Source organism: Hominenteromicrobium mulieris, from assembly GCF_046197855.1.
In the GTDB taxonomy this organism is placed as follows: domain Bacteria; phylum Bacillota; class Clostridia; order Oscillospirales; family Acutalibacteraceae; genus Hominenteromicrobium; species Hominenteromicrobium mulieris.
Genome location: NZ_CP173188.1, coordinates 2,538,605 through 2,564,783, shown reverse-complemented (window position 1 = coordinate 2,564,783; position 26,179 = coordinate 2,538,605). Strand labels below are relative to the sequence as shown.

Genomic DNA, 26,179 nt, shown 5'->3' with positions numbered 1-26,179 from the left:
TTCAGACGAAGCTTTGACGCAGAGCATCAAAACAAACTGCTGATTTTCGAACAATTCATCCAAGTTTTCGAAATTTGGGAGGCCCCAATGCACTTTTCCGAAGGCAATAGTAAAATTGTTCAAAATGGATGCGGTTTCATGCTCGCATTTTTGTGTGTCTAAGATAGTGCTTTGTGACATATGCCCACCAGCTTCACCATAAAATTTACTCTTTGTACCTATATTGTACACGGTTTGCATAATTTGTCAATATGCTTTGCACAATTTCTCCTTGAATTGTTACGAATGCGCGTGTATAATATGAATAATTTCTGAAGAAGTTGTTGCGGAGATTTAGACAAATTTGGAAATCATCCGAACATCGTTCAGGGCTTTCGACGAGAAAACCGTAAAACTGCAAAAGGCAGTCGGGTTTCAAAAAATTTTGGCTTTAAGCAGGCTTTGAGTTCTGCTTTTTGTAAAAATTTTTCCATCTTTTGTGGAAATGGAGCGTGATGAGATTGAAACAAGCACAAGCGAGTGGAAATACGGTCTTACGCAAAAAGAACGTCTTTTCCAGAATGCTTGCCCAGTGGGATCTGCAGATATTGTTAGTTCCCGGCATCCTCTTAGTCCTCCTGTTCAGCTACGTACCGATGTACGGCGTGGTTATGGGCTTCCAGGATTTCCAGCTCGGTGATTTCCCGGGCTTCAGCCAGTGGGTAGGCTTCAAACACTTCCAGACCATGTTCGCCGATAAGTACTTCGGACTGGCCATGCGCAACACGCTGGTCATCAGCGCCCTTAAGATGTTCATTGGCTTCCCGCTGCCGATTCTCTTCGCAGTGCTGCTGAACGAAATGAACTTCCAGCCGCTGAAAAAAACGGTTCAGACCGTCAGCTACCTGCCGCACTTCATCTCTTGGGTTGTGTGCGCAACGTTGATGTTTGACCTCATGTCCACCGACGGCGGCGCTATCAATGAGTTCCTCATGTGGATCGGCGTCACGAAGGAACCGATCGGCTTCTTCACCGAAGGCAAGTACTTCTGGGGCATTACATTGTGCACGGATATCTGGAAGGAGCTTGGCTGGAACGCGATTATCTTCATCTCCGCTATCACGAGCATCAGCCAGGATATGTATGAAGCGGCTGATATCGACGGCGCAACGCGCGCACAGAAGATGTGGCATATCACAATTAAGTCCATCAAACCGACCATCATCCTGATGTTTATCTTCCAGGTCGGCGGCATCCTGAATGCAAACTTCGACCAGATCATGATGCTCACCAAGCAGATGGGCAACTCCATGTTGAAAGAATACGCAGACGTGCTTGATACCTTCATTTATCGTTTGGGTGTCAGCCAGGGTCGTTTCTCCTTCGCAGCAGCGGCCGGTCTCTTTAAGTCCATCGTCAACTTCGCACTGCTCCTTGGTTCCAACTACGTAGCAGGTAAATTCGGCGAAGCACAGCTTTTCTAAGGGGGGAACAGAGAGATGGCAAAAAATCCAAACAAAATCCGCGCCAAGCGCGTGGCCAGCGACTACGTGATCGATATCATCATGATCGTCACCATCGTTCTGGTTCTTGTCCTTACGCTGTACCCGTTCCTGAATGCCCTTGCGATTTCCTTGAACGACTCCAACGATACCACCCTTGGTGGTTTGACCATCTATCCGCGTAAGTTTACGTGGAGAAACTACGAGCTGGTTTTCACAAACCAGAAGATCTGGATGGCGTACTTCATCACCATCGCACGTACCGTCATCGGTACGGTCGGCGGCGTGCTCATTACCGGTATGCTGGCATTCGCAATTTCCAGAACGAATCTCGTAGGCAAAAAAGTTTACGCAATGCTGTGTCTTATCCCGATGTACTTCGGCGGCGGCCTCATGCCGACTTACTTCTTGATCCTCAATCTCGGTCTCAAGAACAACTTCCTCGTGTACATCATCCCGGCACTCGTCAACCTGTGGAACATGATTCTCATGCGCAGCTACTTCCAGTCTCTGCCGGAAGCGCTTGAAGAATCCGCCCTCATCGACGGCGCAAACTACATAACCATCTTCTTTAAAATTTACTTCCCGCTCTCCACACCGATCATCGCGACGATCGCCCTGTACTTCGGTGTGCAGCATTGGAACGACTGGTTCCAGGCAAACCTGTACATTACACAGGATTACCTGAAGCCGATGCAGAACGTCCTTCTCGGAATCGTCAACGAAGCGAAGTTCGCAGAACAGATGGCCTCTGCGGGCATGGGCGTCACCATCGACGCCAACATGTTGAAGGGCAAGGAGACCAACGTGCGCTCCATCACAATGGCTACGATGTTTGTTACGATCATTCCGATCATCATCGTTTACCCGTTCCTGCAGCGCTACTTCGTAAAAGGCATTATGATCGGCTCCGTTAAGGGCTAATCATAAAATAAATTGTCAATGCAAGGTGTATTGACGAAGCATTCTTTAAGGAGGCAAAGTATGAAGTCCAGAAACTCTCTCTTGAAGGCTCTGGCAGCAGTCATGGCAGCATCCATGATTCTGACAGTAGCCGGCTGCGGCGGCGGCGGAAACTCTTCCACGGCTGACAGCAGCACATCTTCCAAAACGGAATCTTCCGCAGCGGAATCCACAGACGGCGGTGACGCAAGCTCCGAGGTAACCGGTTCCTCCGGCCCGGACGACACCACCGAGCACTACGAATTTGATGCATATTACAGCTATCAGGGTTCCGTTAAGCCCTGGGGCGAAGACGCTGCATCGAAGTACATGAACGAAAAGTTCAACATCACGGTCAACTATTCCTGCCCGGAAGCTGATGCGGATTCCAGACTGAACCTGATGATCTCCTCCGACGACCTGCCGGATGTTATCATCATGGACCGTAACGCGAACTGGCAGAAGCTCATCAGCCTCGGCAAGCTCGTCGATATCAACACCTTGAGGTATGAAGGCTGCTCCTTTGATGAGGACATCCTCGAATCCTCCCAGAAGCTGCTGTCCGTTAACGGCGGTCTCTATGGTATCCCGAACTGGGCTCGTAAGGGCGCTACCGGCGGTAACGCGAGCTGGATGGTCAACCACGACGTTTATGAGCAGCTCGGTTCCCCGGAACTCAAGACGCTCGAAGATCTGCATCAGTTCATGCTGGATGCTAAGGACAAGGGCGTTACAACTTCCGACGGCCAGAGCATCTTCCCGTGGCTCCCGAGACAGGACGATAACGGCTTCAACACCGTTTCCGCTATCTATCGTTCCTACGGCAACCCGAACCTTGTTGATACATACTGGTCTCAGGCGGATAACGACATTAAGCTTGCTGTCTTTGACGACAACTACGTCTCCGCTCTGAAGATTGCTAACCAGTGGTTTAGAGAAGGCCTCTTCCCGGAAACCATTTATACCGACAGCAACGATCAGTACGTAGAGAAGCTCTCCAACGGCCGTGGAGCGGTTCTGTACTATGACTTCTCTCAGGACGATACCAACCACTTCCGTACCCTCCTTCAGGAGAAAGACGGCAACACCTACGATCTCCTCGGTTGGGAGCTTAAGGATTCTCCGATCTTCCCGCCGGCTGAAGGCGTAGATTGGGTATATGGCGAAGAAAACGGCACGCCTGGTAGCAACGTCAACTGCATCACCACAAAGGCTGAAAACCCGCAGCGTATCTTCGATCTCTATTCTTGGATGCTCACGAAGGACGGCTCCATCAACATGATGTACGGTCCTGAGGGCGGCCTCTGGGAAGGCAAGGACGAAAACGGCAACCCGATCCTCAAGAAGCCGGAAGAAGAGCTTAGCTCTGACGAAAAGAACGCAGCAGGTTGCTGGTTCTGGGCTCAGCCGGCTCACGCCGATAACGTTGACTTGACGAAGTATGCAGTTAACGATGCACAGCCGGAAGAATCCAGAAGCTGGGTTATCTCCATTCAGGCTCACGTCTTCACTCCGGAAGATTCCATCCATCCGGCAGTCCCCGGCCAGAAGTTCCTGACTGACGAAAACGCCAACCTCTCTCTTGAGATCGATCCGAACGAAGACCTCGGTATGGCAAGACAGGCTATCACCGATGAGTGCAAGATGCGTATCCCGCAGATCATCATGGCTTCCGACGACGCAACGTTCGATAAGCTCGTTCAGGATCTGAAAGACTTTGCTGAGTCCAATCAGGTTCATGACATTGAGAAGATCTACACCGATAAGCGTGCATCGAACATCGAGCTCCAGGGCTACACCGCATATCAGGATTACTACGACGCACAGAAGTAATTTAACGGGTTACTTTAGTTCGTAAATTAAAACAAAACAGCGCCCCGCTTTCCATAAAAGGAAGCGGGGCGCTTTCTTGTTTCCGGTTCTTAACCGAAAATCATATCCGGTACGCCGAGGTGCTCTAACAAAATTTTCGCACCCATCAAAATCAGCACGATGCCGCCGACAAGCTCTGCTTTCGATTTATACTTCGCGCCGAAAATGTTGCCGATGCGAATACCGATCGCCGAAAGAATGAACGTCGTTGCGCCGATAAAGCTGATGGCCGGTACGATTTTGACCTGCAAAAACGCGAACGTTACGCCCACCGCCAGCGCGTCGATGCTCGTCGCCACCGCGAGCGGCAGCATCGTCTTAAAGCTGAACGAATCGTTGAGGTTCTCCGCTTCCTCGCGCGATTCCTTTATCATGCTCAGGCCGATCAGCACCAGCAGCACAAACGCGATCCAGTGGTCGAACTGCTGAATCATTGACTGGAACTGTATACCCAAAATGTACCCTAAAAGAGGCATCAGTGCCTGAAATCCGCCAAAATAGGCGCCCACAGTCAGCATGTGTTTCGCTTTCAGCTTTTTCACCGAAAGCCCCTTACATACCGAAACCGCAAATGCGTCCATTGAAAGGCCAACTGCCAGAATTAATAGTTCCCATAAGTTCATTTTGATCACCGTTTTCCGTTGTTTTGTTATAAAAATATACGTGCGCGGGCAATAAAAAAGACTCACCCGAAAAGCCGGAGATGCCTTTCGGATAAGTCTCGTCATTTCATGCATAGCCGTGAGTTTCCTCAAGTGTGTCGACCATACAGCGCTTCGCGCCGACTACTCCCTTATCGCAGTGTCGCTTTGCGGCACCGATAATCATGTTTGTTTATTAAACCACAAATATGGACTTGTGTCAAGCTAAAGTCGCGGCTAACCTATAAGAACTTTTAAAAATGGCTTAGTTCAACATCTTCGCATGCAATTACTGAAAATAAGGACGTATTTTTGCGGAAATTGAGTCCTTGTTTTTCATCTTCATATCTGATATTCTGTGAAATAGAACAAAATGCCGCAGCTTTACGCGGCCGGAATACGAAGCGGCAAAGGAAAAAGCCGCACGTGCAAACGCACAGAAAGGAACGGAACATGAAAATTCAGAGAATGAAAACAAACCGTATCGTCAACCCGCTCGGTTTTGATCTGAAAACGCCGCACGTCTCGTGGACAGTCACGGATACCGAAGCGAAAAAGCAGCTTTGGGCGCGCGTGGAGGTTTCCAAAACGGAGGATTTTGCCGACGTTATCTTTGATACCGGCGCGTGCAAAACCGCGTCGTCCCTCGGTGTACCGGTGGAAATCGCCCTCGAGCCCCGCACGCGCTACTTCTGGCGCGTTACCGTTATGGGCGATAACGGTGAATTGGTCACAAGCGACACTGCGTGGTTCGAGACCGCAAAACTCGACGAGCCGTTCACGGCACAGTGTATTTCTCCGTGTCTTGCGCCGGACACCGCCCCGTACATGCGCCGCGCGTTTGAGATCACCGGCGAAGTTCTCTCTGCCCGCGCATACTTCACGGGCCTCGGCATCTACGAGCTCTATCTGAACGGCGAAAAGGCGAACGATGAGTATCTTGCCCCCGGTTGCACCGCCTACGACAGCTGGATTCAGTACCAGACCTACGACGTGACCGACCTCATTCACACCGGCGAAAACGTCATCGGCGCCATTTTGGGCAACGGCTGGGCGAAAGGCCGCTTTGGTTTTGACGGCGTCGTTGGCGATTACGAAACGAATTTCCCGGGAAAACCCTGCAACATGTACACAGAGGAATACCTGCTCCTCGGTGAGCTGCACGTCACCACCACGCAGGGCGAGACCGTCATCGTCACGGACGAAAGCTGGCAGTGCGCTCCGAACCCGCTGACGTTCGGCAACATCTACGACGGCGAGCGCTACGACGCGAACCTCGAAATCGAAAACTGGTGCGCGCCGTCCTGCACCTATGCAAATTGGCAGCCGGTGAAGCGCAACACCACGACGAACCTCGGCGCAATTTCCGCGCGCCTCTCGCTGCCCGTAAAAGCAAAGCATATCATCACCCCGAAGCAGATCACCACGCCGAAAAACGAGCTTGTGTTCGACCTCGGCCAGAACATTACGGGTTGGTTCACGTTCATGGCCGACCTGCCCGCAGGTGTCGAGCTGCGCGTGCAGACCGGCGAGCTGTTGCAGGATGACTGCTTCTACCGCGATAACCTGCGCACTGCACTTTCCGAATACCGCTATATTTCGACGGGCAAAAAAGCCTTTATTCGACCGATTGCGACCTTCTACGGCTTCCGCTACATCAAATTCTCCGGCGTGGCAGACCTCACCGGCATCACGGATATTCAGGCGTGGGCCATGTATTCCGACCTCGAGCAAACCGGCGAGATCACGACCGCAAACGAGAAGGTCAACCGCCTGTATTTGAACTCTGTCTGGAGTCAGCGCGATAACTTCCTCGACGTGCCGACCGACTGCCCGCAGCGCGACGAGCGCATGGGCTGGACGGGCGACGCGCAGGCGTTCTGCCCCACGGCGAACTACAACATGGATTGCGGCGCGTTCTATACGAAGTATATCCGAGACCTTTTGGAGGAACAGAAGCGCCTTGACGGCAAGGTGCCGGATGTTGCCCCGCTGCTCATCAGCCGCAAGCCGGGCGAAGCAAACCCAATGCTCGCAAACGGCGGCGGTCACTGTGGCTGGGCAGATGCCGCGGCCATCGTCCCTTGGGAAACCTACATTGCAACGGGCGATATCAGCGTGCTCGAAAACGGCTTCGAGAGCATGAAGCTGTGGGCGGATTGGATCTACCGCTACGATGAAGCGCACGGCGCAACGCGTCTGTGGCCGGGCATTGAGTTCCACTTTGCCGATTGGCTTGCACTGGACGGCCCGGAATCCGGCTTCAATCCCGAGTCTGTTCTCGGCGGCACGGACATTACATTCCTGTGCTCCGCCTACTACTATAAGAGCACCATGTGCGTTGCAAACGCCGCACGCGCGCTCGGCAAAACGACCGAGTACGACGTCTACAAAAAGCGTGCAGACGAAATTCTCGACGCCATCCGCCGCGAGTTTTACACTGCGGGCGGCAGATGCGCGGCCGCAACGCAGACCGGCAACGCCATTTCGCTTTCGTTTGGGCTTGCGCCGGAGTTCGCGCGCGAGAAGATCACCGAAACCCTGCGCGGCCTGCTCGCGATGAATAAAGGCAAGCTGAAGACCGGCTTCCTCGGCACACCTGTGCTGTGCCGCGCGCTCTCCGATAACGGCGCGAATGCAGAAGCCTATACGCTGCTTTTGAACGAGGAAAATCCCGGCTGGCTGTATGAGGTCAATATGGGTGCCACAACGATCTGGGAGCGCTGGAACTCCGTCAATCCGGACGGTAAGATCAGCGGCATCGGCATGAACTCCATGAACCACTACGCTTACGGCGCGGTGTTCGAATGGGTGTATAAGAACGTCTGCGGCCTGAACCCCGTGCCGGACGTGCCCGGTTATAAAAAGGCCGTCATCCGCCCGCAGCCCGATGTAAGGCTCGGCGCGGCAAAAGCCAAGGTCAATACCGCCGCAGGCTACTATGAAACCGGCTGGCAGTACGAGGATAACGGCGAAGTGACGTATACCGTCGTCATCCCGTTTGACGCCGAAGCGGAAGTCTACCTGCCGAAAAAAGACGGCACTACGGAAGAAATGACGCTCACCGCGGGTACGTATACGTTTACACTGTAAAAGTTTTTAAGAATAAACAGAGAGCGCCGGCAAAAAGAACGAAAAATCTTTTTGCCGACGCTTTATAACGAAAAAATCACCGAGGAAAAACTCGGTGATTTTTTCGTTTAAGGTGTGGATTTATAAAAAGTGGCTTGTACGCAAATTATGGGGAATTTTGCTTCTACCATTATCATACTACCGGTAAAACGCAGAGTCAATAAACCGCGCGTAAAAACCGTGTGTCATTTCGGAAAAGATTTCACCGCCAAATGTCGTTTCAATTTGTGAAATCAGCACAAAGTGTAGCATTCTATGCCTTTCAGCGGTTATTTTCTTTAATCACCCGCACGCGCGCGAAAAGCTCCCGCGCGGCAGCTTCGGGATCTGCACTCTTCATGATGGCCGAAACGACCGCTATGCCGTCAATGGGACTGCCATTCAAAACATCCATGTTCCCGGCATTTAAACCGCCTATGGCCACGACCGGGATCGGCACGCTGCGGCAGACATCGTTCAGGCGCGAAACCGGCGTCAGCACGGTTTTCACCTTCGTGGTCGTCGGGAAGATCGCGCCCGTGCCGAGGTAGTCCGCGCCTTCGCGGTACGCTTTCTGCGCCTGCTCCACGGTTTTTGCCGTTGCGCCGACGATTTTATCTTCACCTAAAAGCTTTCTTGCTTCACAGACGGGCAGATCACTTTGACCTACGTGTACGCCCGCCGCATCTGCCGCCATGGCGATGTCCGCGCGGTCGTCGATGATAAGCGGCACGCGGTAACGGTCGCAAACAGCTTTTGTGAGGCGCGCAAGGCGCAGGTATTCACCGCCGCCGCGCTCTTTTTCGCGCAGCTGCACCAGCGTCACACCGCCCGTGAGTGCCTTTTCGAGGATGGAAAGAAAGTCATCGTCCGTGCGGCCGGTGCTGTCGGTCACAAGGTATAAGGTAGGATCGAATTTCATAGAAAAACTCCTTCTTTTAAACTTCGCGCAGCTGTAATAAACGCGTGTAATCATCGTCCGAAAGCAGCGAAAGTGCGTCCAAAAGCGCAATGCGGAACGACCCGAGCCCCTCGGATTTCCGTTCGGCCAGCTCGCCGCAAATGCCCATGGTGGAAACGGCTAAAACCGCAGCCGTAAACGGATCCGTCACGGCGCTGTATGAAGCGCACAACGCGTGTACCATGCAGCCCGTGCCGGTGACGAGCGACAGGCGTGGTGTGCCGTTTTCGCACAGCTCAGTTGTTTCGCCGTTTGTGATAATGTCCGTTTTGCCGGTGACGAGCACCACGCAGTGCAGGGTAGAGGCGAGCATTTTTGCAATTTCAATCGTTTCCGCCGTGTTTGTCCGTAAAACATCAATGCCGCGACTTTCAAAATGCGCGCCCGCAATGGCGCGAATCTCCGCGTCGTTGCCCTTCAAAATTTCCGGGCAAGCCTCGCGCAGCAGCGTGTGCGTCAGGTCGCGGCGCAGGGCGCTGCACGTCACGCCCACCGCGTCAAAAGAGATCGGCACACCGGCCGTTTTCGCCGCCTTGGCACTCGTCAAAACGGAGGTGCGGCGCGCGTCTGTGATGTTGCCGATGTTTACGCCGAGCGCTCCCGCTATGCACGTGATTTCCTCCACCTCGTCGGGATGCTCCGCCATGATAGGCTTTCCGCCCACGGCGAGAATCCCGTTCGCGCAGTCGTTAATCGCAATCGGATTCGTGATGCAGTGGATGAGCGGCGCCGTCTCGCGCAGATCATTTCGTGCTTTGAGCAGCGCGTTTTGCAGCTGTGGTGTCATAGACCTTCGCCCCCAAATCATGCTGGAATTTTGCAAGCAGTCCGTTGCGGCGCAGCGCCATGAGGAACACGAACGCAATGAAGCCGCCGATCAGCGTGCCGCCGATGAACGACGGAATATAAAAAGCCCATGTCAACCCCTCGCGCCCGACGATGTACGTCATCACCGGATAAGAAGCCAGCGCGCCGATGACGCCGGTGCCGAACACTTCGCCGAGCACTGCGCAAAGGATCTTGCCGCCCGAAAGGCGGTAAAATACGCCGGAAAGAAACGCGCCGAACACCGCGCCGGTTAAGGCAAGCGGCGGAATGCCCATCAGCGTCATGCGAATGATGCCGATAAGCGTGGCGCACAGCAGGGAATACCATGGACCGAGGAAAACGGAGCAGACAATGTTGATGAGATGCGCCATGGGGCACATGCCCTCCACGCGCAAAATCGGCGAAATGACGACGCCGATGGCGACGAGCATTGCAAGCATGACCATTTTCAGAATGTGTTCTCTTTTCATTTTTTGTACCTCTCTAAATATAAGCGTTTCCGACCCATATTTAAAAGAGGCGCACAAATGCACATAGCGAAGCGCGCTCGAATGTAAATTCAGGCCGGGCGGTCGAAGCTCAATTGCTTCCTCTCAATCCGAAACACGGAGTCCCATCGCTATGTGAAAGCAGTCCGGCACGGCAAATCGGGCGCTCCCCCGCGCTGCCGCTTGATTAAAATCCGCCGAACGCTGAATTTTTCCTTACGCAGTATAGCATATATCGACTTTATGCGCAACGGTTTTGCGAAATTCGCGTATAAAAATACCCTGCGAAAGAAAATCCCGCAGGGCAATTTTGCTATGTACGGTTATTTCAAAAGGCGAATACGGCCGATGAACGGCAGCTCCTTTACTTTGCCGGAAGCGGCGTTTGCGATGCCGAGGATCATCAGCACAAAGAAGATGATGCCGATAAATTGCAGCGCGGCGGAGATCATGCCCGGCACAAACGGTATAAAGCCGAGCGCGAGGTTTAAGATGTTCGTGATGATGCGCGTCAGCACCGAATAGCACGCGTGGAAAAGAAACAGCACAAGCCCCTGGTTTGCGTGAAAACGCGCAAAATACGAGTTGCGCGCAGCGAAAATGGGGATGAGTACCAAAAAGCCGAGGTAGGAAAGAATGCCCCAGCCGCGATTCTCCTGAATGTCGCGCGGGTCGTAGTCGGCGGTGAAATCCCGTGCGCCGCTTTGCAAAACGGTGTTTTCAACAGGTGCGCCGCAGTTTGGGCAGCGGCGGGCATCGTGAGGCAGCGGTTGACGGCAGGTTTTACAATACATAAACATAACTCCTTCTAAAATAACAGAAAGCAGCTCCGTATTCGCACAGTGCTGCCGAAAATCATTGCATAAAGTATAGCAGTTTTTTCACGGATTGCAAGCATTTACGAAAAAAGTCGGAAAAATTCAAAAATAGGCTTGACAAATCGGGTCATCTCCGTTATAATAAATCACGTTGCGAAACAAGTGACACGAAATCCGAAATGCGGACGTAGCTCATCTGGTAGAGCGCCACCTTGCCAAGGTGGAGGTAGCGAGTTCGAGCCTCGTCGTCCGCTCCAGAAAAAGAGACCTGACACAATGTGTCAGGTCTCTTTTTCAACGAAATAAATCCTGCCGGATTTGTGAAATGTGCTTCGCACGTGAAATACGCCTATGGCGTGTGAAATGCCTGCGGGCGTGCGTGGATTTATTTCATTTCACTTGATGCTGGCATCAAATTTCACAATGCGTTAGCATTATTTCACATTTTGCATCAGCAAAATATTTCACTAAAAAACTTCTGAAAATTTCTAAATTTCCTTTAAATATATTTCTCATCGCTAAAGTTATGCTATACTTTCCTAAAAAGGAAGGTGATAGCGTGTCAGAATCCAAATTGCGCGACCTATCGACGGACTTTGCGGTCAAGGCGATAAAGTTAACTGAAACGATCCACGGGCATCGGTCTATCGTTAATCAGCTTGAGCGCTCCGCAACTTCCATCGGTGCGAATATTCGGGAAGCGAACTATGCGCACGGAAAAGCGGACTTCATTGCAAAGCTGCAAATCGCGCTCAAAGAGTGTTATGAAACGGAGTATTGGATAGAGATATTTGTGAAATCCGATATTTTGGGCAGAGAGGCGGCGCGGGAGTTGTATACCTTATGCGGCACCATCCGAAGAATGCTGATTTCTTCCATCAACACCGCCAAAGAACCGAAAGCCTAAAAGATTTTCACGAATCCCACATTTTGTAAGACTTATAAAAATTTATGAATAAAGCGGCGAAGTCGGCGGGAAAGGTTGATTTTTTGGCGGTCCGGTGGTATGATGATGAGTACCGGACCGCTTTATTTATAGAAGAAAGGGTGAGCGCATGAAAAGCTCCATTACGGTCATTTGCGGGCATTACGGCTGCGGAAAGACCAATCTCGTGCTGAATTTGGCAGCAGAGGCGGCGCAGCGCGGCAGACGCAGCGTTGTTGTCGATATGGACGTCGTGAACCCGTATTTCCGCTCGTCGGATTATTCCGCGCTGCTCAAAAAACTCGGCGTGGAGCTCATCGCGCCGGTGTTCGCGAACACAACGCTCGATACCCCTGTGCTGCCGCCGGAGATTTTCTCCATCTTTAATATGGAGAACGCCGATATTTTTATCGATGCGGGCGGTGACGACGTGGGCGCTACGGCGCTCGGGCAGCTGCATCGGCAAATCGAGACTGCCGGGTACGAGATGCTGTACGTCGTAAACCGGTACCGCGTGCTTTCCACAAAGCCGGAAGAAACGCTTCCGCTCCTTCGGGAGATCGAAACGGCATCGCACCTGAAAGCGACGGCGGTCGTGAACAATTCAAACCTCGCTGTGCAGACCGATATGCAAACGGTGCTTAATGCTGTGCCGTTTGCGAAAAAAGCCGCAGAATTATGCCATCTGCCGCTTCTCTATTCCACCGTGCCGGATTTTGCGGTGGAAAACACACTGCCCGAGGGATTTAAAGCGGTAAAGCGATATGTACGTTTCGTCTGGGAGGACGAAACCGAGTAGGATAAAGGAGGAAACCGAATGGCAAGGATCATTGTAGACGAAAAAGTATGTAAAGGCTGCTCCATGTGCATTCACGCGTGTCCGAAAAAGATCATCGCGCTCGCGAAGGATCGTTTGAACGCGAAGGGCTATCACCCCGCAGAGCTGACCGATGAGGCAGCGTGCGTGGGCTGTGCGGCATGCGCGACTATGTGCCCGGATTCGGCGATCACGGTGGAACGCTGAGAGAGGAGTTAAAAACTATGGCAGAAAAAGTTTTGATGAAGGGCAACGAAGCCCTGGCCGAAGCCGCTATTCAGGCGGGATGTCATCATTTCTTCGGCTATCCCATCACACCGCAAACAGAGCTTGCGGCTTATATGGCAAAGCGTATGCCGAAGATCGGCGGTACATATTTGCAGGCTGAATCGGAAATTGCGGCGGTCAATATGGTGCTGGGTGCGGCTGCGGCCGGCGTGCGCGCCATGACGTCTTCAAGCTCGCCCGGCATCAGCCTTAAGGGCGAAGGCATTTCCTATATGGCAGGCTCCGACTTGCCGGCGCTCATCATCAACGTGCAGCGCGGCGGCCCGGGCCTCGGCGGCATTCAGCCCTCACAGTCCGATTACTGGCAGGCGACGAAAGCCCTCGGCCACGGTGACTTCCAGATTCTCGTTTTCGCGCCGTCCACGGTGCAGGAAATGGTCGACCTCGTTTCCGACGCATTCGATAAAGCCGACGAATACCGCATGCCCGCGATGATCCTTGCAGACGGCATGCTGGGCCAGATGATGGAGCCGGTGGAGCTGCCGGAGCACAAAGACAGAAAGCTTCCCGAAAAGCCGTGGGCAGCCTGCGGCCACGAAAATAAAAGAGAGCACAACATCATCAACTCCCTTTACCTTACGCCGAACGCCCTTGAAGACCTTGTGCGTGCCCGCTACGAGCGCTATAAGATCGTCGAAGAAAAGGAGCAGCGTGCGGAGGAATACCGCACGGAGGACGCGGATGTCATCGTCGTCGCTTACGGCGCATCGAGCCGTGTGGCGCGCAGCGCCGTGAATAAGGCGCGTGAAGCCGGCAAGAAGGTCGGTTTAATTCGTCCCATCACGCTGTGGCCGTTCCCGAAGGACGCAATCAAGCGCGCGGCAGATCACGCCAAAGAGCTGCTCGTTGTGGAGATGAGCATGGGCCAGATGGTAGACGATGTGCGTCTTGCGGCAGAGTGCCGTGTGCCGGTGCACTTCTACGGCCGCACCGGCGGTGTGATTCCCACCCCGAAGGAAATTTTAGGCGAGATCGATAAACTTTTGAAATAAGGCGAAAGGATAGAATCAAATGGCAGTTGTATTTAAAAAGCCGTCTACGTTAACAGACGCGCCGCTGCATTATTGCCCCGGCTGTACGCACGGCATCATTCACCGCCTTGTTGCGGAAGCGATAGAAGAACTCGGCATTGACGGCAAAACGGTCGGTGTGGCCTCGGTCGGCTGCTCCGTTATGTGCTACGATTATTTCACCTGCGACATGGTGCAGGCGCCGCACGGCAGAGCCCAGGCGGTTGCGACGGGCATCAAGCGTGCAAGACCGGAGGACGTTGTATTTACCTATCAGGGCGACGGCGACCTTGCGGCCATCGGTACGGCGGAGACCGTCCACGCGGCAACGCGCGGCGAAAACATCACCGTTATCTTTGTAAACAATGCAATTTACGGCATGACAGGCGGCCAGATGGCGCCGACATCCCTGCCGAATCAGGTCACGCAGACCACCCCGTACGGCCGTGATGTCAACACGGCAGGTTACCCGGTGCGCATTTGCGAAATGCTCTCCACACTGGACGGCGTGGCGCTTGCACAGCGCGTGACCGTCGATAACGTGAAGAATGTCAATATCGCAAAAAAGGCAATCAAAAAGGCGTTCCAGAACCAGATTGAGGGTAAAGGCTACTCCATTGTAGAGGTGCTTTCCACCTGCCCGACGAACTGGGGCATGTCGCCGGTTGAGGCGCTTGATTGGCTCGAAAAGAACATGGTTCCGTACTACCCGCTCGGCGTGTATAAAGACGGCACAAAGGGGGACAGGCTGAAATGAAAGACTTGAACATCGTTTTTGCCGGTTTCGGCGGTCAGGGCATTTTGTTCGCCGGTAAAGTTGTGGCGTATGCAGGCCTCATCGAGGGCAGGGAGCTCTCTTGGCTGCCGTCCTACGGCCCGGAGATGCGCGGCGGCACCGCGAATTGCAGCATTTGTCTCTCCGATGAACCCATCGGCTCGCCGCTTGTGACGAATCCGAACGTGCTCATCGCCATGAACCGCCCGTCGCTCAATAAGTTCGTGAACGAGGTCGAGCCCGGCGGCATGATCTTACTCGACAGCAGTCTCATCGACGAGCGTGTAGAGCGCGACGACGTGACCGTTTTCTATGTCCCGGCATCAAAACTGGCGGAGGAAAACGGTCTGAAAGGCCTTGCGAACATCATCTTGGTCGGCAAGCTGCGCAAGGAGCTTGCGTTCTGCACGGAAGAAACGCTCGATAAAGCGCTGCAAAAGTGTATTCCCGCAAGAAAAGCGGATATGCTCGGTTTCAATAGAAAAGCCTTGGAGATCGGCAAAGCGCAGTAAAATTGAATTTATATAAAAAGAACGGCGCAGGCTTAAAATCTGCGCCGTTCCTTTAAATTGAGAGCCAAGGAGGCGGTCTTTATGAAAATTCTGGCGTTTACGGGCGCGGGCATCAGCAAGCAGAGCAACATTCCGACGTTTATGGAGCGACCCGACGTGCGCGAAAAGCTGTTCCGCACGTTCGCGGAGCATCACCACGAGGCGTATAACGAGGTCATTCGCGAATTGAAAGCGAATATGAACGGCGCGGAGCCGAACGACGCGCATTTTGCACTGGCGGAATACAAGGTGCCGGTCATCACGATGAACATTGACGGGCTGCATAAAAAAGCGGGCAGCGACGCACTGGAGCTGCACGGCGGCCTGCCGGAGGACGACGAAATGGACAAGGCGTGGGCGCTTTATAATAAGCCCGTGCTGTACGGTGACCCCGCGCCGAACTATGTGAAAGCATACGAAAGGACGGCTGAATTAAAGCCCGGCGACGTGTTCCTTGTCATCGGCTGTTCGTACCACACCGCCATCGCGTGCGACCTGCGGGACGTAGCAAAGCACGCCGGTGCAAAGGTCATTGAGATTCAGGAAGACGCCGCACATAATGTACGGAAAGTGTTGGAAGAATTGACAAGAAAGAACTGAACAGAGATAGAAAAAGCGCGTAGGCTGTGAAACCTGCGCGCTGCTTTTATCGGTCGAAATAAACGGTTCAAATTTGTGCCGTGCGCTTCTCTGCCTGCCGTTTTTGAATCGCCTTGGCGGCAAAATAGGTGAGGAGGGCGGCGATGGTGCCGAGGAGGATGCCGGCGAGGACATCGGTAGGGTAGTGGACAAAAAGAAAAATGCGGGAGAACGCGATGAGCACTGCCGGAATGTACGCGAGCCAGCCGACTTTTTTGTGGCGGAGCGTCAAAATAAGCGCTGCGGCAAAGCTTGACGATGTGTGGCCCGAGGGGAACGAATAGGACGTGGGGCGCGCGATGAGCATCGGAAAATTCGTGAACACGTTGCACGGGCGTAGGCGGCAGATGATGTTTTTCAGCGTCAGCTCGCCGAAAAGCAGCGTGACCGTCATGGCGATAAGCACCAAACCACCGGTGCGGCGCGTTTTTTTAAAGCAGAGCAAAACGAGCGAAAGGACGATCCACCCAATGCCCGCTTCGCCGAGCGATGTGATGATGGGGAAGACCGTATCGGTCACGGTATTATGAAAGTGCGTCTGTATAAAGGCCATGACGGCGGCGTCAAGCGACGGGATGCCGGGAAAACTCATCTTAGTAAACCTCCAATGCTTTGATTGAATTATAGTATACTGCAATTTTTCTAAAAATGCCAGTGGATTTCTATGAAAGAATTCTTTCAAAATTCTAAACGGACGCGCCCGCGCATAGAATTACCGGAAAAGGGGGCAGGAAAATGTCAAAACCCATAGCGGAAGCAAAATTCTATGCCATGACGGCGGAGGCGGCTGTGAAAACCCTTCAAAGCGACGCGGGGCGTGGACTGAGCGGATCCGAAGCGAAAAAGCGGCTCGGCGTTTACGGTGAGAATCGGCTGCAAAAGGGGAAGAAAACGAGCTTCGCAAAGAAATTTATGTTGCAGTTCGGCGATTTTATGGTGCTCATTCTGCTCATCGCGTCGGCAGTGTCGTTTGCCGTCTCGTGCATGCAGGGGGAAGCGAATCTGGCCGACCCGTTGCTGATTTTGGGCATCGTCATTGCGAACGCGTTCGTCGGCACGGTGCAGGAGGCGAAGGCAGAACGGGCGTTGGAAGCGTTGCGCACGCTTTCTGCGCCGCACGCCGATGTGCTGCGGGACGGCAAACGCGCGGTCCTTTCCGCCGAAGCACTCGTGCCGGGGGACGTCGTATATATCCGCGCGGGAGACGTGGTGCCCGCCGACCTGCGGCTTTTGGAGAGCATGCATTTGCAGGCCGAGGAAAGCGCGCTGACGGGGGAATCCGTGCCGAGCGGCAAGAGTGCGAATGCGGTATGTGACGAAACGTGCGGCGCGGCGGAGCGCAAAAACATGCTGTTTTCCGGCACGGGCATTTCTGCCGGGCAGGGCGTGGGCATTGTGACCGCAACGGGCATGCAAACCGAAATGGGTCGCATTGCGGCGATGCTCGGCGACGAAGAAACACCCGACACGCCGTTAAAGCTGCGGCTGCGGCGCACGGGCAAGCTCATCGGGCTTTTGGTGCTTGGGATATGTGCGGTGATTTTTTTGATCGGGCTTATCCAAAAGGCAGAACCGCTTGAAATGTTCATGATCTCCATCAGCCTTGCGGTGGCGGCGATACCCGAGGGCCTGCCTGCCGTGGTGACGATTGTCTTGGCGCTCGGCGTGCGGCGCATGGCGGCAAAGCGAGCCATCATTCGGCATTTGCCTGCCGTGGAAACGCTTGGCAGCTGCGAGGTCATTTGCTCCGACAAAACCGGCACGCTGACGCAGAACAAAATGACGGTAGTGCGCTGTGCGGGTGCGGCGGGCGAGCTGAACGGACGGGATAAAGACGCTTTGTTATCTGCGGCGGCGCTGTGCACGAGCGTGGAGGGCAGCGACGAGAAGCTGCTCGGTGATCCGACCGAAACGGCGATTGTTGCGGCGGTATCGGACTGGGAGCGTCTGCAAAAGCAGCGCGTGAAAGCGGCTGAGGTGCCGTTTACGGCAGAACGCCGCCGTATGACAGTCGTACTGCGAACAGAGGGCGGATACAGGGTCATCACAAAGGGCGCGCCGGAGGCGATTTTACCGCGCTGTACGTATGTGCTTTTAAACGGGAGGAACGTTACGTTAACACCCGAGATGCGGGCGGCACTGAGCGCAAAAAACCGCGACATGGCAAACGACGCGCTGCGTGTTCTGGCGGCAGCGGAAAAGCGCGCGGAAGCTTGCCCCGAGACGGACGATGCGGCGGAAAGCGGGCTGTGCTTTTTGGGACTTATCGGGCTGGAGGATCCCCCGCGCCCGGAGGCGGCGGAGGCGGTTTCCGAGTGCAAGCGTGCGGGCATTCGCCCCGTGATGATCACCGGCGACCAACCCGCTACGGCCTCAGCCATTGCCGGGCGGCTCGGCATTGAAAATAAAGCTGTGATGACGGGTACGGAGCTGGAAAGCCTTTCGGACGACGCGCTTTTGCAGACGGTGCAGATGTGTTCCGTGTACGCGCGGGTCTCTCCGGCGCACAAAATGCGCATTATCAAGGCGTTTCGCAGGCTGAAGCTCGTCACGGCGATGACGGGCGACGGTGTGAACGACGCGCCTGCCCTGAAAGCGGCGGACATCGGCTGCGCGATGGGCAAAAACGGCACGGAGGTCGCGAAAAACGCCGCCGACATGGTATTGACGGACGACAACTTTGCGACGATTGTTTCCGCCGTGCGGGAGGGGCGGACGGTGTACGGCAACATCCGCAAGACCATCCATTTTTTGATGTCGTGCAACATCGGCGAGATCTTGGTGGTGCTTGTGTCGTTTTTGCTGCGCACGCCGACGCCGCTTTTGCCGGCGCAATTATTATGGGTGAACCTTGTGACGGACTCTTTGCCTGCGCTGGCACTGGGCAGTGACCCGCCGCAGGGCGACGTGATGCGCCGCCCGCCTACCGCGCGGGACAGCAGTGCGTTTTCAAACGGGCTCGGTTTTGCAATGGCGGCGGAGGGTATGATGATCGGCGCGCTGGCGCTTTTGGCGTTCACGGTGGGACGCGTGTTTTTTGACGCCGATCCCATGCAGCCCGCCGTGGGGCGCACGATGGCGTTTGCGGTCCTAAGCCTTTCGCAGCTCGTGCACAGCTATAATATGCGCAGTACGGGGCCGGTTTTGGGACGCGGCATGTTTAAAAACCGGGGGCTGAACGTATCGTTTTTGATTTGCTCGGCATTGATGGCGGGCGTGGTCGTGTTTCCGCAAGCGGCGGCGCTGTTTGGCTCCGTACCGCTGACCTTGACACAGTGGGGCATCGTGGCAATCCTTGCTTTGCTGCCTCTGCCGATCTGCGAAATGCAGAAAAGGATACTTTCTCGCACGGCAAAAGTGAAAAATATGACTTCCGGTGTGAAAAAGCGAGTCATTTTCAACAAGTAGCCTGTTACTTTTTTAATTATTAGCCGTCATATTGACTTCCCTTTCTTTTTTCAGCTATAATAAGAAAAAATAGCCCACACTGATGTGCAGGCCATGGAGTCTGCGAAAATGAAAGGGGTCGATATAGATGAGAAAAACCAAGATCGTATGTACGCTGGGTCCTTCTACCGATGACGAGGCTGTGCTGCGCGAGCTGATTTTGAGCGGCATGAACGTGGCGCGCCTGAATATGTCGCACGGCACGCATGAGGAGCAAAAGCGCCGCGCCGATATGGTGAAAAAGCTGCGAAAAGAGCTTGACGTGCCGGTCGCCATTCTGCTCGACACGAAGGGCCCGGAGATCCGCACGGGGAAGTTTGCCGAAAAGGTGATGCTGACCCACGGGCAGAAGTACACACTGACGACGAACGAGCGCCCCGGCGACGCGGAAGGCTGCTCTATCACGTTTAAGGACCTGCCGAAGGACGTACACCGCGGCTCGCATATCCTCATCGACGACGGCCTCATTGAAATGATCGTGGAAAAGGTGACAGACACGGACATTGAGTGCCGCCTTTTGAATGACGGCCCCATCACGTCTTATAAGGGCATCAATGTGCCGGGCGTGACGCTTTCCATGCCGTATATCAGCGAAAAAGACCGCGCAGATCTTGAATTCTGCGTGAAGGAAGATTTTGAGTTTATCGCCGCCTCGTTCACGCGCTCGGCAGAGGATATTGTGATGATCCGCAACGAGCTTGAAAAAAACAACTGCCGCGACATTCGCATCATCGCGAAGATTGAGAACACGGACGGCGTGGAGAACATCGACGACATCATCCGCGTTTCGGACGGCATTATGGTGGCGCGCGGCGACCTTGGCGTCGAGATCCCGATGGAGGAAATCCCGGTGCTGCAAAAGCAGCTCATTCACAAAGCGTATGTCGCCGGCAAGCAGGTCATTACGGCGACGCAGATGCTCGACTCCATGATCAAGAATCCGCGCCCGACGCGTGCGGAGGCGACCGACGTGGCGAACGCGATCTACGACGGCACGAGCGCCATTATGCTGAGCGGCGAGACGGCCGCAGGCGCGTACCCGGTGGAGGCCGTGCGCACGATGGTCCGCATTGCGGAGCGCACCGAAAACGACATCGACTACGTGCGTCAGCTGGAGCAGTGGGATGTGCCGGTGCAAAAGGACGTGACCTCTGCCATTTCGCACGCAACGTGCACGACGGCGCACGACCTCGGTGCGGTGGCCATCATGACCGTATCGAAAACAGGCTTTACGGCGCGCATGATTTCGAAATTCCGCCCGGCGTGCCCAATCATCAGCGGCACGACCGACCGCAAGGTACTGAACCAGATGGGCCTTTCCTGGGGCGTAATCCCCGTGATGCTGGAGGAAAAGACCAGCACCGACGAGCTGTTTGAGCACATTGTTGCAGTTGCGGAGGAGCACGGGCTTGTGCAGGCGGGCGACATTGCCGTTATCACGGCGGGTATCCCGCTGGGCATTTCCGGCACGACGAACATGTTGAAGGTACACCTTGTGGGCGACGTGCTTGTCTCCGGCACCGTTGTGAACGAGCTGAGTACCTGCGGCCCGCTGTGCGTGTGCAAAACGGAGGAGGAAGCGCTGCAGAAGTTCCGCAGGGGCGATATTCTGGTGCTGCCGAAGACCACAAACGCAACGATGCCGCTGATCCGTCAAGCTTCGGGTATTGTGACGGAAATGGACGGTGTGAACTCTCACGCAGCCATCGCCGCCATGGCGCTGGATAAACCGGCCATCGTCGGCGCGGCGCACGCGACCGACCTGCTGCGCTCCGGCACAACCGTGAAGCTGGACGGCGTTAGAGGTGCGATTTTCAGCGTCAGTGCACCGAGCGCGGAAAAGTAAAACGAATAGCAACGCCGCACTCACGCAGGAAAACGTGGGTGCGGCGCTTTAAATAGGCCGGTCTTTTGACCGCCTATCAGGAAACCCATGCAACTGGGTTTCCTGCGGAGCGCGCCTCAGGGCTTTGCCCCGAGACCCCGCCAACTTTTTGAAAAAAGTTGGATCAAAAACTTTATTCGCCGCTTCGCTGTGCGTTATTTCACCGCTTTTATAATCGAACAATCGTTACCGTTTTCCACCGTGACGGTGAAGCCGACTTCTTTTAACAGTGCAGCTTCGTGTTCTTTTGTGAGCGGAATGTCGAAGTGGACGAATGTGTCGTCGGGAATGTTTTCTTCGCGGCGCTTGCGGCTCCACGTTTCGCGCAGCAGGTTTTCTTCTTCGTCACAGCAGGCGAAGTAATCGCCGTTTACAAACATGCCGCCGGGCGTGAGACAGTCATAGATGCGTTTGAAGAGCCGACTCTTTTTCTCCGGCAGAAAGTGGTGCAGCGATTCAAACGAGATGACGGCGTCGAACGCACCGGGGAACGGCACGGCAAAGTAGCTGCCGCACAGCAGCGTGAGGTCTTTATCCCCATGCTTTTTCATGAGGGCGTCGAGCATATCGGGCGAAAGGTCAATGCCGATGACGGAAATATCCGCGCGCAAATTGTAGAGCGCGTCGAGCTCCAATCCCGTGCCGCAGCCGAGGTCTAAAATGCGCTTGGCGCTTTGCGGCACGGCGCGTGCGAACTGCTTGTAGTCTTCGCCCCAGAATTTCGTCATGCGTGCTTCGTATTCCGGCAGGCGCTTGCGGAAAAACGCGCCCATTTCTTCAAGCGGGGCGCTTTCGAGCTCGCAAAGCCAATTTTTTAAGTCTTCCAAATATTTTTCTTTGTTTTGTGCGTTGATGACCATGTTTTTTCTCCAAATTCTTTAAATGAGAACACCGCGTTATTTTGCGCAGAATTTGCGGATGGCGCCGCGCAGCAGCTGCCGCAGCTCATCTTCCTCCGCGATAAGCGAGCCCGCATACAGCGCTTCGGCGATGCCGAACGTGTAAAACCGCACATCGCGATAAACGGCTTCGGCTTCCTTTACCGTGAGCCCGTACTGCACCGCCGTGCAGTCGATGGCCTCGCGGTTCCACGGGCTTGAGATGATCTGCGGCACGGTGCGGCTGCCGTATTCGTTCGATAAAAACAGGACGCCGAACAGATTGCGCCTGTCGCGGGCGAGCAGAATGTGCGCAAGGCTGATCGTGAACAGGTAGTCCGATTTATCGAGATACTGCGCGATGAAGGATTGATACGTGCCGTCTAAATATTCGATGACGGCGCGGCGGAAAGTTTCCATGCTGCCGAAGTTGCGGAAAACGGGCTGCACGGAGCAATTGAGTTTAGCGGCGACGCTGCGGACATTGAGTGCATCTGCGCCTTTTTCCAGTGTGATGGCGGCGCCTGCCTCAAGCAGCATTTCCGCCGTGATGTGCGGTGTTCTTGCCATAGTTTCCTCCCGGGTGTGGTTCAGCTGATGAGGATAAAATATCTGATGTTATTTAATTTGTCAAGCGCAAATTTGAAATAAAACGGAATTCTTTTGAAATGGGGATATATTGCAAAGTTTTGCGGCGCATGATACAATGAACTGAAGAAAATCACCGGGAGGGTGTTCTATGAATTTTCGGGAAACGTTAAAATCGATCGGGATTATCCCCGTTATTCAGATCAACGATGCGGAAAAAGCAGTGCCGCTGGCGCTGGCGCTGAAAAAAGGCGGGCTGCCCGCGGCGGAGGTGACGTTCCGCACAGACGCGGCGGAGGAAGCCATTCGCCGTATTAAGGTAGAGGTGCCGGACGTGTGCGTGTGCGCCGGTACGGTTTTGAACGTAAAGACCGCAGAGCGCGCCGTGAAGGCGGGCGCTTCCGCGATTATCAGTCCGGGCACGAACCCGGAGGTCGTGCGCTGGTGCATTGCGCACCGTGTGCCGGTCATCCCCGGCTGCGCGACACCGACGGAGGTGGAAGCCTGCATGCGCATGGGACTCGATTTTGTGAAGCTGTTCCCGGCGGAGGTTGTGGGCGGCGTGAAAATGCTGAAGGCCCTCGGCGGTCCTTACGGCAATATGAAATTCATGCCCACCGGCGGTATCAGCGCGCAGAACGCGGCGGAGTACCTTGCGCTGCCGAACGTGCTGTGCTGCGGCGGCAGTTGGATGGTACCGGGTAAGCTGTTGGACGCCGGAGATTTTGACGCCATTGAGGCGCTGGCACGCGAAGCGGCACAGATTGTAAAGAAATGATTTTGTAAAACGAAAAACAGGACAAAGCGCATCTGAAAACGCTTTGTCCTGTCTTCTTCATTTATGGGTGCGGTGTGGGCAAATCCCCAGCGTGTCGCGCCCGTATAAACTCCCCGTTGTCCTTCATCCCTTTTGGATCGGACACTTTCGTCACTTTCTGACAAAAGGTATCTTATCACATTCGCTTCCGTTTGTAAAGCCCCTTTTTAAACATTTTGCAAAAAAGCAGCAGAAAAGTTTTTGCGAGATTTAGGAAATTTTAAAGGGCGTTGTCTGTACATTTCAAAAAGAGGCTCAATGTTTGAATTTCAAAGCCTGACGCGTCAGAGAGAAGATACCGGTCATGTATTCCTCGTGGATGTCCGCCTGCATACGGAAAACGGGCATGTGGTTTTCCGGGATGCTCTGCTTGCAGTAATCGATGATGTCTTTTTCGCGCACGTTCAAGGTGGCAGAGCCGGTGAGGAAGAGGATGTCCGGGTTCAAAAGTGCAATGGTGCACACGGCGGCGGTCTGCATCAGCGGCACGATATTCTCGCCGTGAATCATGCGCGAGACGGTCTCGACTTTTGTAGCGGTGGAGTTGATGAGCGGCAGACTGATGAGCTCGCCCGCATATTTTGTACTGCCGACGATGATGTGTCCGTCTACCACGGTGCCCGCACCGGCGCTGCGGTGGCTCGGCCAGTAGAGAACGGAAAGGGAGTACGGGTGGTCGCAGGGGTTGCGCACGTAAAAGCCGTAGGACGTGAAGTGCATGTCGTTTTCCGTGATGACCGTGATGCCGAGCTGTTCTTCGAGTACCTTTTTCGGGTTGAAGCCGTTTAATGCCGGGAACGCAAGGGATTCAATGGCGCCTTCGCGGTCGGTGACGCCGGAAATGCCGATGCCGACTGCGCGGATGAGCGGATCTGCCTGCACCATCTGTGTGATGAACAGCGTGAGGTCCTCCGGCAGAATGTCGTTGAGCGGGCAGAATTTTTCCTGCAAGCTGTTTCCCTTCAAATCGCACACGCGCAGGGCGATGCCGCTCCTTTCCACGTCGTTATTAGCGGTATACAGGCACAAAATGTGCGCGTAGTTCGGGTTGATGGAAAAGCGGCGCGCGGGACGGCCGCCGTTCGATGCGGCAAAGGCGAGCTCCAGCACCTGTCCGTCGTCGATCATCTCGCCGAGGAGCGCCGTACAGGCCGCAAGGCTTAACCTGCATTGCTCGGCAAGCTCTTTTTTTGTGGCGAAATCCGTGTGGTACAGCGCGCTGCGCAGAGCGGCGAGGTTATTCTGTTTTAAAGCGGCAGCGCCGCCGTGTTCTGTCATAATCGTTTTCCTTCATTTCTGTTGCGGGCCGAGCCCGCATATTTTCAATACGAGCCTATATTAGCATATAAAATGCACGATGGCAATGGATTTATGTTCCGACAAAAATAAGTTTCCGGGAATTCATGGATTTTTCATAGACAATGCGCGAAAACTGTGCTATACTCTAAATTACTAATGTAACGGAGTGATCATAACTTGGAGCAGAAAGCTTTTGAACTGATACAGAAAAAATTGCAGGCAGCGTTAAATGAGCAGGGCTTTGGCGAAGCTGTGGCGCTGGAGACCGACAACGGCCGCGGCGTGATGTTTACGACGGGCGAAGTGGCCTACGGCCTTTTCTATGAGACGAAGCAGCGGCGCTTTGTGCTGCGCAGCGCGACGATGAAGACCCCGAAGGAGCCGGGCGACTGGCGTCAGCTTTCCATGTGGCTGTTCGATGAAGGCGAAAACACCATGCAGGACGCGGAGAGCATCGCGAACGACTTTCTTGAGCTCGTGCAGGGCTCTAAGCGCCGCGAGCTCGTGCAGACCGCGAAGAAGCGCCGCAAGAAGGACGAAGAGAACAACGCGGATCCGCAGTTCTTTCTCAACCGCTTGGTGCCGGTGTTCCCGGAGCTGCGCGACGAAATGAACGAGGAACGCATCGTGTACGGTCAGGTGCGCACGGCACTGTTTGCTGCTGAGAAGGTTGCGCCGAAGTGCGAGAATCTTGCGAAGAACTATAAGGACAGCGAGCCCATGAAGCGCATGTGCACCATTTTCTGCGACATGTACGCCGCGGGTGATATGGACACCCGTGCAGTCATTCAGTTCGGCGTTCTGAATAATATTAAGGACGAGGCGGCCATCAACAATATCATCGCGAACTTTACGGACGGCTGCGACCTGCAGAAGGTGTATAAGCACTCCAGAAAACTCATCGGCAAGAACATCAAGCCCGAAAAGGAAAAGAAGAAGGGCAAAAAGGTGGAGGCACGCCTGAGCAACTGAAAAACCGCATAAAATCTCAAAATAGCTCTTGACAGCGGCGTATATCCTATGCTATTATAGGTATACCTCAAGTTGGGGGCTATTTTTTTGCGCCCAAATTTTGAGGGAGGCTGGGAGAACATCCCAAATTTTTTCCGTAAAACGGG

General features: G+C 54.3%; 24 protein-coding genes and 1 tRNA gene. 16 read left to right on the top strand and 9 right to left on the bottom strand.

All coding sequences use genetic code 11. The features are described from left to right. The first annotated feature begins 560 nt into the window (after positions 1 to 560). The 3 genes from ACI0CA_RS12770 to ACI0CA_RS12760 are packed head-to-tail and all read left to right on the top strand — an operon-like array spanning position 561 to position 4,256. Positions 561 to 1,463 carry an ABC transporter permease gene (locus ACI0CA_RS12770; RefSeq protein WP_446807009.1) on the top strand — a complete coding sequence of 301 codons (903 nt, stop codon included), beginning with the start codon at positions 561 to 563 and terminating at the stop codon, positions 1,461 to 1,463. A 15-nt stretch (positions 1,464 to 1,478) separates the two neighbouring features. Next, positions 1,479 to 2,405 carry a carbohydrate ABC transporter permease gene (locus ACI0CA_RS12765; protein ID WP_308448933.1) on the top strand — a complete coding sequence of 309 codons (927 nt, stop codon included), beginning with the start codon at positions 1,479 to 1,481 and terminating at the stop codon, positions 2,403 to 2,405. A 60-nt stretch (positions 2,406 to 2,465) separates the two neighbouring features. After that, positions 2,466 to 4,256 (top strand): hypothetical protein, encoded by a 1,791-nt coding sequence (locus tag ACI0CA_RS12760; protein WP_446806756.1) that lies wholly within the window; start codon positions 2,466 to 2,468, stop codon positions 4,254 to 4,256. Between the two features lie 89 nt (positions 4,257 to 4,345). Here the strand turns inward: ACI0CA_RS12760 and ACI0CA_RS12755 are convergent, their stop codons facing one another. Further along, complete coding sequence (locus tag ACI0CA_RS12755) at positions 4,346 to 4,918, bottom strand: manganese efflux pump MntP (RefSeq protein ID WP_308448931.1); 573 nt, start codon at positions 4,916 to 4,918, stop codon at positions 4,346 to 4,348. A 471-nt stretch (positions 4,919 to 5,389) separates the two neighbouring features. On the opposite strand from ACI0CA_RS12755, the gene ACI0CA_RS12750 reads away from it, so the two are divergent. Next, positions 5,390 to 8,029 carry a family 78 glycoside hydrolase catalytic domain gene (locus ACI0CA_RS12750; RefSeq protein WP_446806757.1) on the top strand — a complete coding sequence of 880 codons (2,640 nt, stop codon included), beginning with the start codon at positions 5,390 to 5,392 and terminating at the stop codon, positions 8,027 to 8,029. Between the two features lie 301 nt (positions 8,030 to 8,330). Here the strand turns inward: ACI0CA_RS12750 and thiE are convergent, their stop codons facing one another. The 4 genes from thiE to ACI0CA_RS12730 form a co-directional block, all read right to left on the bottom strand. After that, positions 8,331 to 8,969 carry a thiamine phosphate synthase gene (gene thiE / locus ACI0CA_RS12745; protein ID WP_308448929.1) on the bottom strand — a complete coding sequence of 213 codons (639 nt, stop codon included), beginning with the start codon at positions 8,967 to 8,969 and terminating at the stop codon, positions 8,331 to 8,333. 16 nt (positions 8,970 to 8,985) lie between these two features. Continuing rightward, positions 8,986 to 9,795 (bottom strand): hydroxyethylthiazole kinase, encoded by an 810-nt coding sequence (gene thiM, locus ACI0CA_RS12740; protein ID WP_308448928.1) that lies wholly within the window; start codon positions 9,793 to 9,795, stop codon positions 8,986 to 8,988. Beyond that, positions 9,752 to 10,306, bottom strand: a complete 555-nt coding sequence (gene thiW, locus ACI0CA_RS12735) for an energy coupling factor transporter S component ThiW (protein ID WP_308448927.1) — start codon at positions 10,304 to 10,306, stop codon at positions 9,752 to 9,754. The genes thiM and thiW overlap by 44 nt, the downstream gene beginning before the upstream one ends. 341 nt (positions 10,307 to 10,647) lie before the next feature. After that, positions 10,648 to 11,118, bottom strand: a complete 471-nt coding sequence (locus tag ACI0CA_RS12730; RefSeq protein ID WP_308448926.1) for a DUF4870 domain-containing protein — start codon at positions 11,116 to 11,118, stop codon at positions 10,648 to 10,650. 205 nt (positions 11,119 to 11,323) lie between these two features. On the opposite strand from ACI0CA_RS12730, the gene ACI0CA_RS12725 reads away from it, so the two are divergent. From ACI0CA_RS12725 to ACI0CA_RS12690, 8 genes are all read left to right on the top strand, one after another. Next, positions 11,324 to 11,399: transfer RNA gene (locus ACI0CA_RS12725), tRNA-Gly, on the top strand. A 302-nt stretch (positions 11,400 to 11,701) separates the two neighbouring features. Then, complete coding sequence (locus ACI0CA_RS12720; protein WP_308448925.1) at positions 11,702 to 12,049, top strand: four helix bundle protein; 348 nt, start codon at positions 11,702 to 11,704, stop codon at positions 12,047 to 12,049. Positions 12,050 to 12,197: 148 nt separating this feature from the next. Then, positions 12,198 to 12,866 carry a nucleotide-binding protein gene (locus tag ACI0CA_RS12715; RefSeq protein WP_412330789.1) on the top strand — a complete coding sequence of 223 codons (669 nt, stop codon included), beginning with the start codon at positions 12,198 to 12,200 and terminating at the stop codon, positions 12,864 to 12,866. 18 nt (positions 12,867 to 12,884) lie between these two features. Next, on the top strand, positions 12,885 to 13,091 hold the full coding sequence (locus tag ACI0CA_RS12710; protein WP_176820002.1) for a 4Fe-4S dicluster domain-containing protein: 207 nt from the start codon (positions 12,885 to 12,887) through the stop codon (positions 13,089 to 13,091). A 17-nt stretch (positions 13,092 to 13,108) separates the two neighbouring features. Continuing rightward, the gene (locus tag ACI0CA_RS12705; protein WP_308448923.1) at positions 13,109 to 14,164 is read left to right on the top strand and encodes a 3-methyl-2-oxobutanoate dehydrogenase subunit VorB; all 1,056 of its coding nucleotides are present in this window, start codon (positions 13,109 to 13,111) and stop codon (positions 14,162 to 14,164) included. A 19-nt stretch (positions 14,165 to 14,183) separates the two neighbouring features. Beyond that, positions 14,184 to 14,939, top strand: a complete 756-nt coding sequence (locus tag ACI0CA_RS12700) for a thiamine pyrophosphate-dependent enzyme (protein ID WP_395507336.1) — start codon at positions 14,184 to 14,186, stop codon at positions 14,937 to 14,939. Beyond that, positions 14,936 to 15,469 (top strand): 2-oxoacid:acceptor oxidoreductase family protein, encoded by a 534-nt coding sequence (locus tag ACI0CA_RS12695; RefSeq protein ID WP_446806758.1) that lies wholly within the window; start codon positions 14,936 to 14,938, stop codon positions 15,467 to 15,469. Before ACI0CA_RS12700 ends, ACI0CA_RS12695 begins: the two co-directional genes overlap by 4 nt. Positions 15,470 to 15,550: 81 nt before the next feature. Then, positions 15,551 to 16,108 (top strand): Sir2 family NAD-dependent protein deacetylase, encoded by a 558-nt coding sequence (locus tag ACI0CA_RS12690; protein WP_316686867.1) that lies wholly within the window; start codon positions 15,551 to 15,553, stop codon positions 16,106 to 16,108. A 67-nt stretch (positions 16,109 to 16,175) separates the two neighbouring features. On the opposite strand, the gene ACI0CA_RS12685 is transcribed toward ACI0CA_RS12690, so the two are convergent. After that, the gene (locus tag ACI0CA_RS12685) at positions 16,176 to 16,739 is read right to left on the bottom strand and encodes a phosphatase PAP2 family protein (protein ID WP_417113822.1); all 564 of its coding nucleotides are present in this window, start codon (positions 16,737 to 16,739) and stop codon (positions 16,176 to 16,178) included. Positions 16,740 to 16,882: 143 nt separating this feature from the next. On the opposite strand from ACI0CA_RS12685, the gene ACI0CA_RS12680 reads away from it, so the two are divergent. Together ACI0CA_RS12680 and pyk are read left to right on the top strand one after the other, a co-directional pair. Next, the gene (locus ACI0CA_RS12680; RefSeq protein WP_446806759.1) at positions 16,883 to 19,555 is read left to right on the top strand and encodes a calcium-translocating P-type ATPase, PMCA-type; all 2,673 of its coding nucleotides are present in this window, start codon (positions 16,883 to 16,885) and stop codon (positions 19,553 to 19,555) included. 127 nt (positions 19,556 to 19,682) lie between these two features. After that, complete coding sequence (gene pyk / locus ACI0CA_RS12675) at positions 19,683 to 21,440, top strand: pyruvate kinase (RefSeq protein WP_395507334.1); 1,758 nt, start codon at positions 19,683 to 19,685, stop codon at positions 21,438 to 21,440. A 194-nt stretch (positions 21,441 to 21,634) separates the two neighbouring features. Here pyk and ACI0CA_RS12670 read toward each other — a convergent pair whose 3' ends face one another. Beyond that, the gene (locus ACI0CA_RS12670) at positions 21,635 to 22,339 is read right to left on the bottom strand and encodes a class I SAM-dependent methyltransferase (RefSeq protein ID WP_308448919.1); all 705 of its coding nucleotides are present in this window, start codon (positions 22,337 to 22,339) and stop codon (positions 21,635 to 21,637) included. Between the two features lie 36 nt (positions 22,340 to 22,375). Then, on the bottom strand, positions 22,376 to 22,927 hold the full coding sequence (locus tag ACI0CA_RS12665) for a TetR/AcrR family transcriptional regulator (protein ID WP_308448918.1): 552 nt from the start codon (positions 22,925 to 22,927) through the stop codon (positions 22,376 to 22,378). Between the two features lie 169 nt (positions 22,928 to 23,096). Between ACI0CA_RS12665 and ACI0CA_RS12660 the strand changes: the two genes are divergently transcribed. Further along, on the top strand, positions 23,097 to 23,723 hold the full coding sequence (locus ACI0CA_RS12660; RefSeq protein WP_308448917.1) for a bifunctional 4-hydroxy-2-oxoglutarate aldolase/2-dehydro-3-deoxy-phosphogluconate aldolase: 627 nt from the start codon (positions 23,097 to 23,099) through the stop codon (positions 23,721 to 23,723). A 294-nt stretch (positions 23,724 to 24,017) separates the two neighbouring features. On the opposite strand, the gene ACI0CA_RS12655 is transcribed toward ACI0CA_RS12660, so the two are convergent. After that, positions 24,018 to 25,040 carry an ROK family protein gene (locus ACI0CA_RS12655; RefSeq protein ID WP_308448916.1) on the bottom strand — a complete coding sequence of 341 codons (1,023 nt, stop codon included), beginning with the start codon at positions 25,038 to 25,040 and terminating at the stop codon, positions 24,018 to 24,020. A gap of 198 nt (positions 25,041 to 25,238) precedes the next feature. Between ACI0CA_RS12655 and ACI0CA_RS12650 the strand changes: the two genes are divergently transcribed. Beyond that, the gene (locus tag ACI0CA_RS12650) at positions 25,239 to 26,033 is read left to right on the top strand and encodes a DUF7674 family protein (protein WP_308448915.1); all 795 of its coding nucleotides are present in this window, start codon (positions 25,239 to 25,241) and stop codon (positions 26,031 to 26,033) included. Positions 26,034 to 26,179 lie beyond the last annotated feature (146 nt).

What these genes read in the sequence shown, in the direction of transcription:
- ACI0CA_RS12770 (WP_446807009.1), top strand. Translation starts at nt 561, where the DNA reads ATGCTTGCCCAGTGGGATCTGCAGATATTGTTAGTTCCCGGCATCCTC.
- ACI0CA_RS12765 (WP_308448933.1), top strand. Translation starts at nt 1,479, where the DNA reads ATGGCAAAAAATCCAAACAAAATCCGCGCCAAGCGCGTGGCCAGCGAC.
- ACI0CA_RS12760 (WP_446806756.1), top strand. Translation starts at nt 2,466, where the DNA reads ATGAAGTCCAGAAACTCTCTCTTGAAGGCTCTGGCAGCAGTCATGGCA.
- ACI0CA_RS12755 (WP_308448931.1), bottom strand. Translation starts at nt 4,918, where the DNA reads ATGAACTTATGGGAACTATTAATTCTGGCAGTTGGCCTTTCAATGGAC.
- ACI0CA_RS12750 (WP_446806757.1), top strand. Translation starts at nt 5,390, where the DNA reads ATGAAAATTCAGAGAATGAAAACAAACCGTATCGTCAACCCGCTCGGT.
- thiE (WP_308448929.1), bottom strand. Translation starts at nt 8,969, where the DNA reads ATGAAATTCGATCCTACCTTATACCTTGTGACCGACAGCACCGGCCGC.
- thiM (WP_308448928.1), bottom strand. Translation starts at nt 9,795, where the DNA reads ATGACACCACAGCTGCAAAACGCGCTGCTCAAAGCACGAAATGATCTG.
- thiW (WP_308448927.1), bottom strand. Translation starts at nt 10,306, where the DNA reads ATGAAAAGAGAACACATTCTGAAAATGGTCATGCTTGCAATGCTCGTC.
- ACI0CA_RS12730 (WP_308448926.1), bottom strand. Translation starts at nt 11,118, where the DNA reads ATGTATTGTAAAACCTGCCGTCAACCGCTGCCTCACGATGCCCGCCGC.
- ACI0CA_RS12715 (WP_412330789.1), top strand. Translation starts at nt 12,198, where the DNA reads ATGAAAAGCTCCATTACGGTCATTTGCGGGCATTACGGCTGCGGAAAG.
- ACI0CA_RS12710 (WP_176820002.1), top strand. Translation starts at nt 12,885, where the DNA reads ATGGCAAGGATCATTGTAGACGAAAAAGTATGTAAAGGCTGCTCCATG.
- ACI0CA_RS12705 (WP_308448923.1), top strand. Translation starts at nt 13,109, where the DNA reads ATGGCAGAAAAAGTTTTGATGAAGGGCAACGAAGCCCTGGCCGAAGCC.
- ACI0CA_RS12700 (WP_395507336.1), top strand. Translation starts at nt 14,184, where the DNA reads ATGGCAGTTGTATTTAAAAAGCCGTCTACGTTAACAGACGCGCCGCTG.
- ACI0CA_RS12695 (WP_446806758.1), top strand. Translation starts at nt 14,936, where the DNA reads ATGAAAGACTTGAACATCGTTTTTGCCGGTTTCGGCGGTCAGGGCATT.
- ACI0CA_RS12690 (WP_316686867.1), top strand. Translation starts at nt 15,551, where the DNA reads ATGAAAATTCTGGCGTTTACGGGCGCGGGCATCAGCAAGCAGAGCAAC.
- ACI0CA_RS12685 (WP_417113822.1), bottom strand. Translation starts at nt 16,739, where the DNA reads ATGAGTTTTCCCGGCATCCCGTCGCTTGACGCCGCCGTCATGGCCTTT.
- ACI0CA_RS12680 (WP_446806759.1), top strand. Translation starts at nt 16,883, where the DNA reads ATGTCAAAACCCATAGCGGAAGCAAAATTCTATGCCATGACGGCGGAG.
- pyk (WP_395507334.1), top strand. Translation starts at nt 19,683, where the DNA reads ATGAGAAAAACCAAGATCGTATGTACGCTGGGTCCTTCTACCGATGAC.
- ACI0CA_RS12670 (WP_308448919.1), bottom strand. Translation starts at nt 22,339, where the DNA reads ATGGTCATCAACGCACAAAACAAAGAAAAATATTTGGAAGACTTAAAA.
- ACI0CA_RS12665 (WP_308448918.1), bottom strand. Translation starts at nt 22,927, where the DNA reads ATGGCAAGAACACCGCACATCACGGCGGAAATGCTGCTTGAGGCAGGC.
- ACI0CA_RS12660 (WP_308448917.1), top strand. Translation starts at nt 23,097, where the DNA reads ATGAATTTTCGGGAAACGTTAAAATCGATCGGGATTATCCCCGTTATT.
- ACI0CA_RS12655 (WP_308448916.1), bottom strand. Translation starts at nt 25,040, where the DNA reads ATGACAGAACACGGCGGCGCTGCCGCTTTAAAACAGAATAACCTCGCC.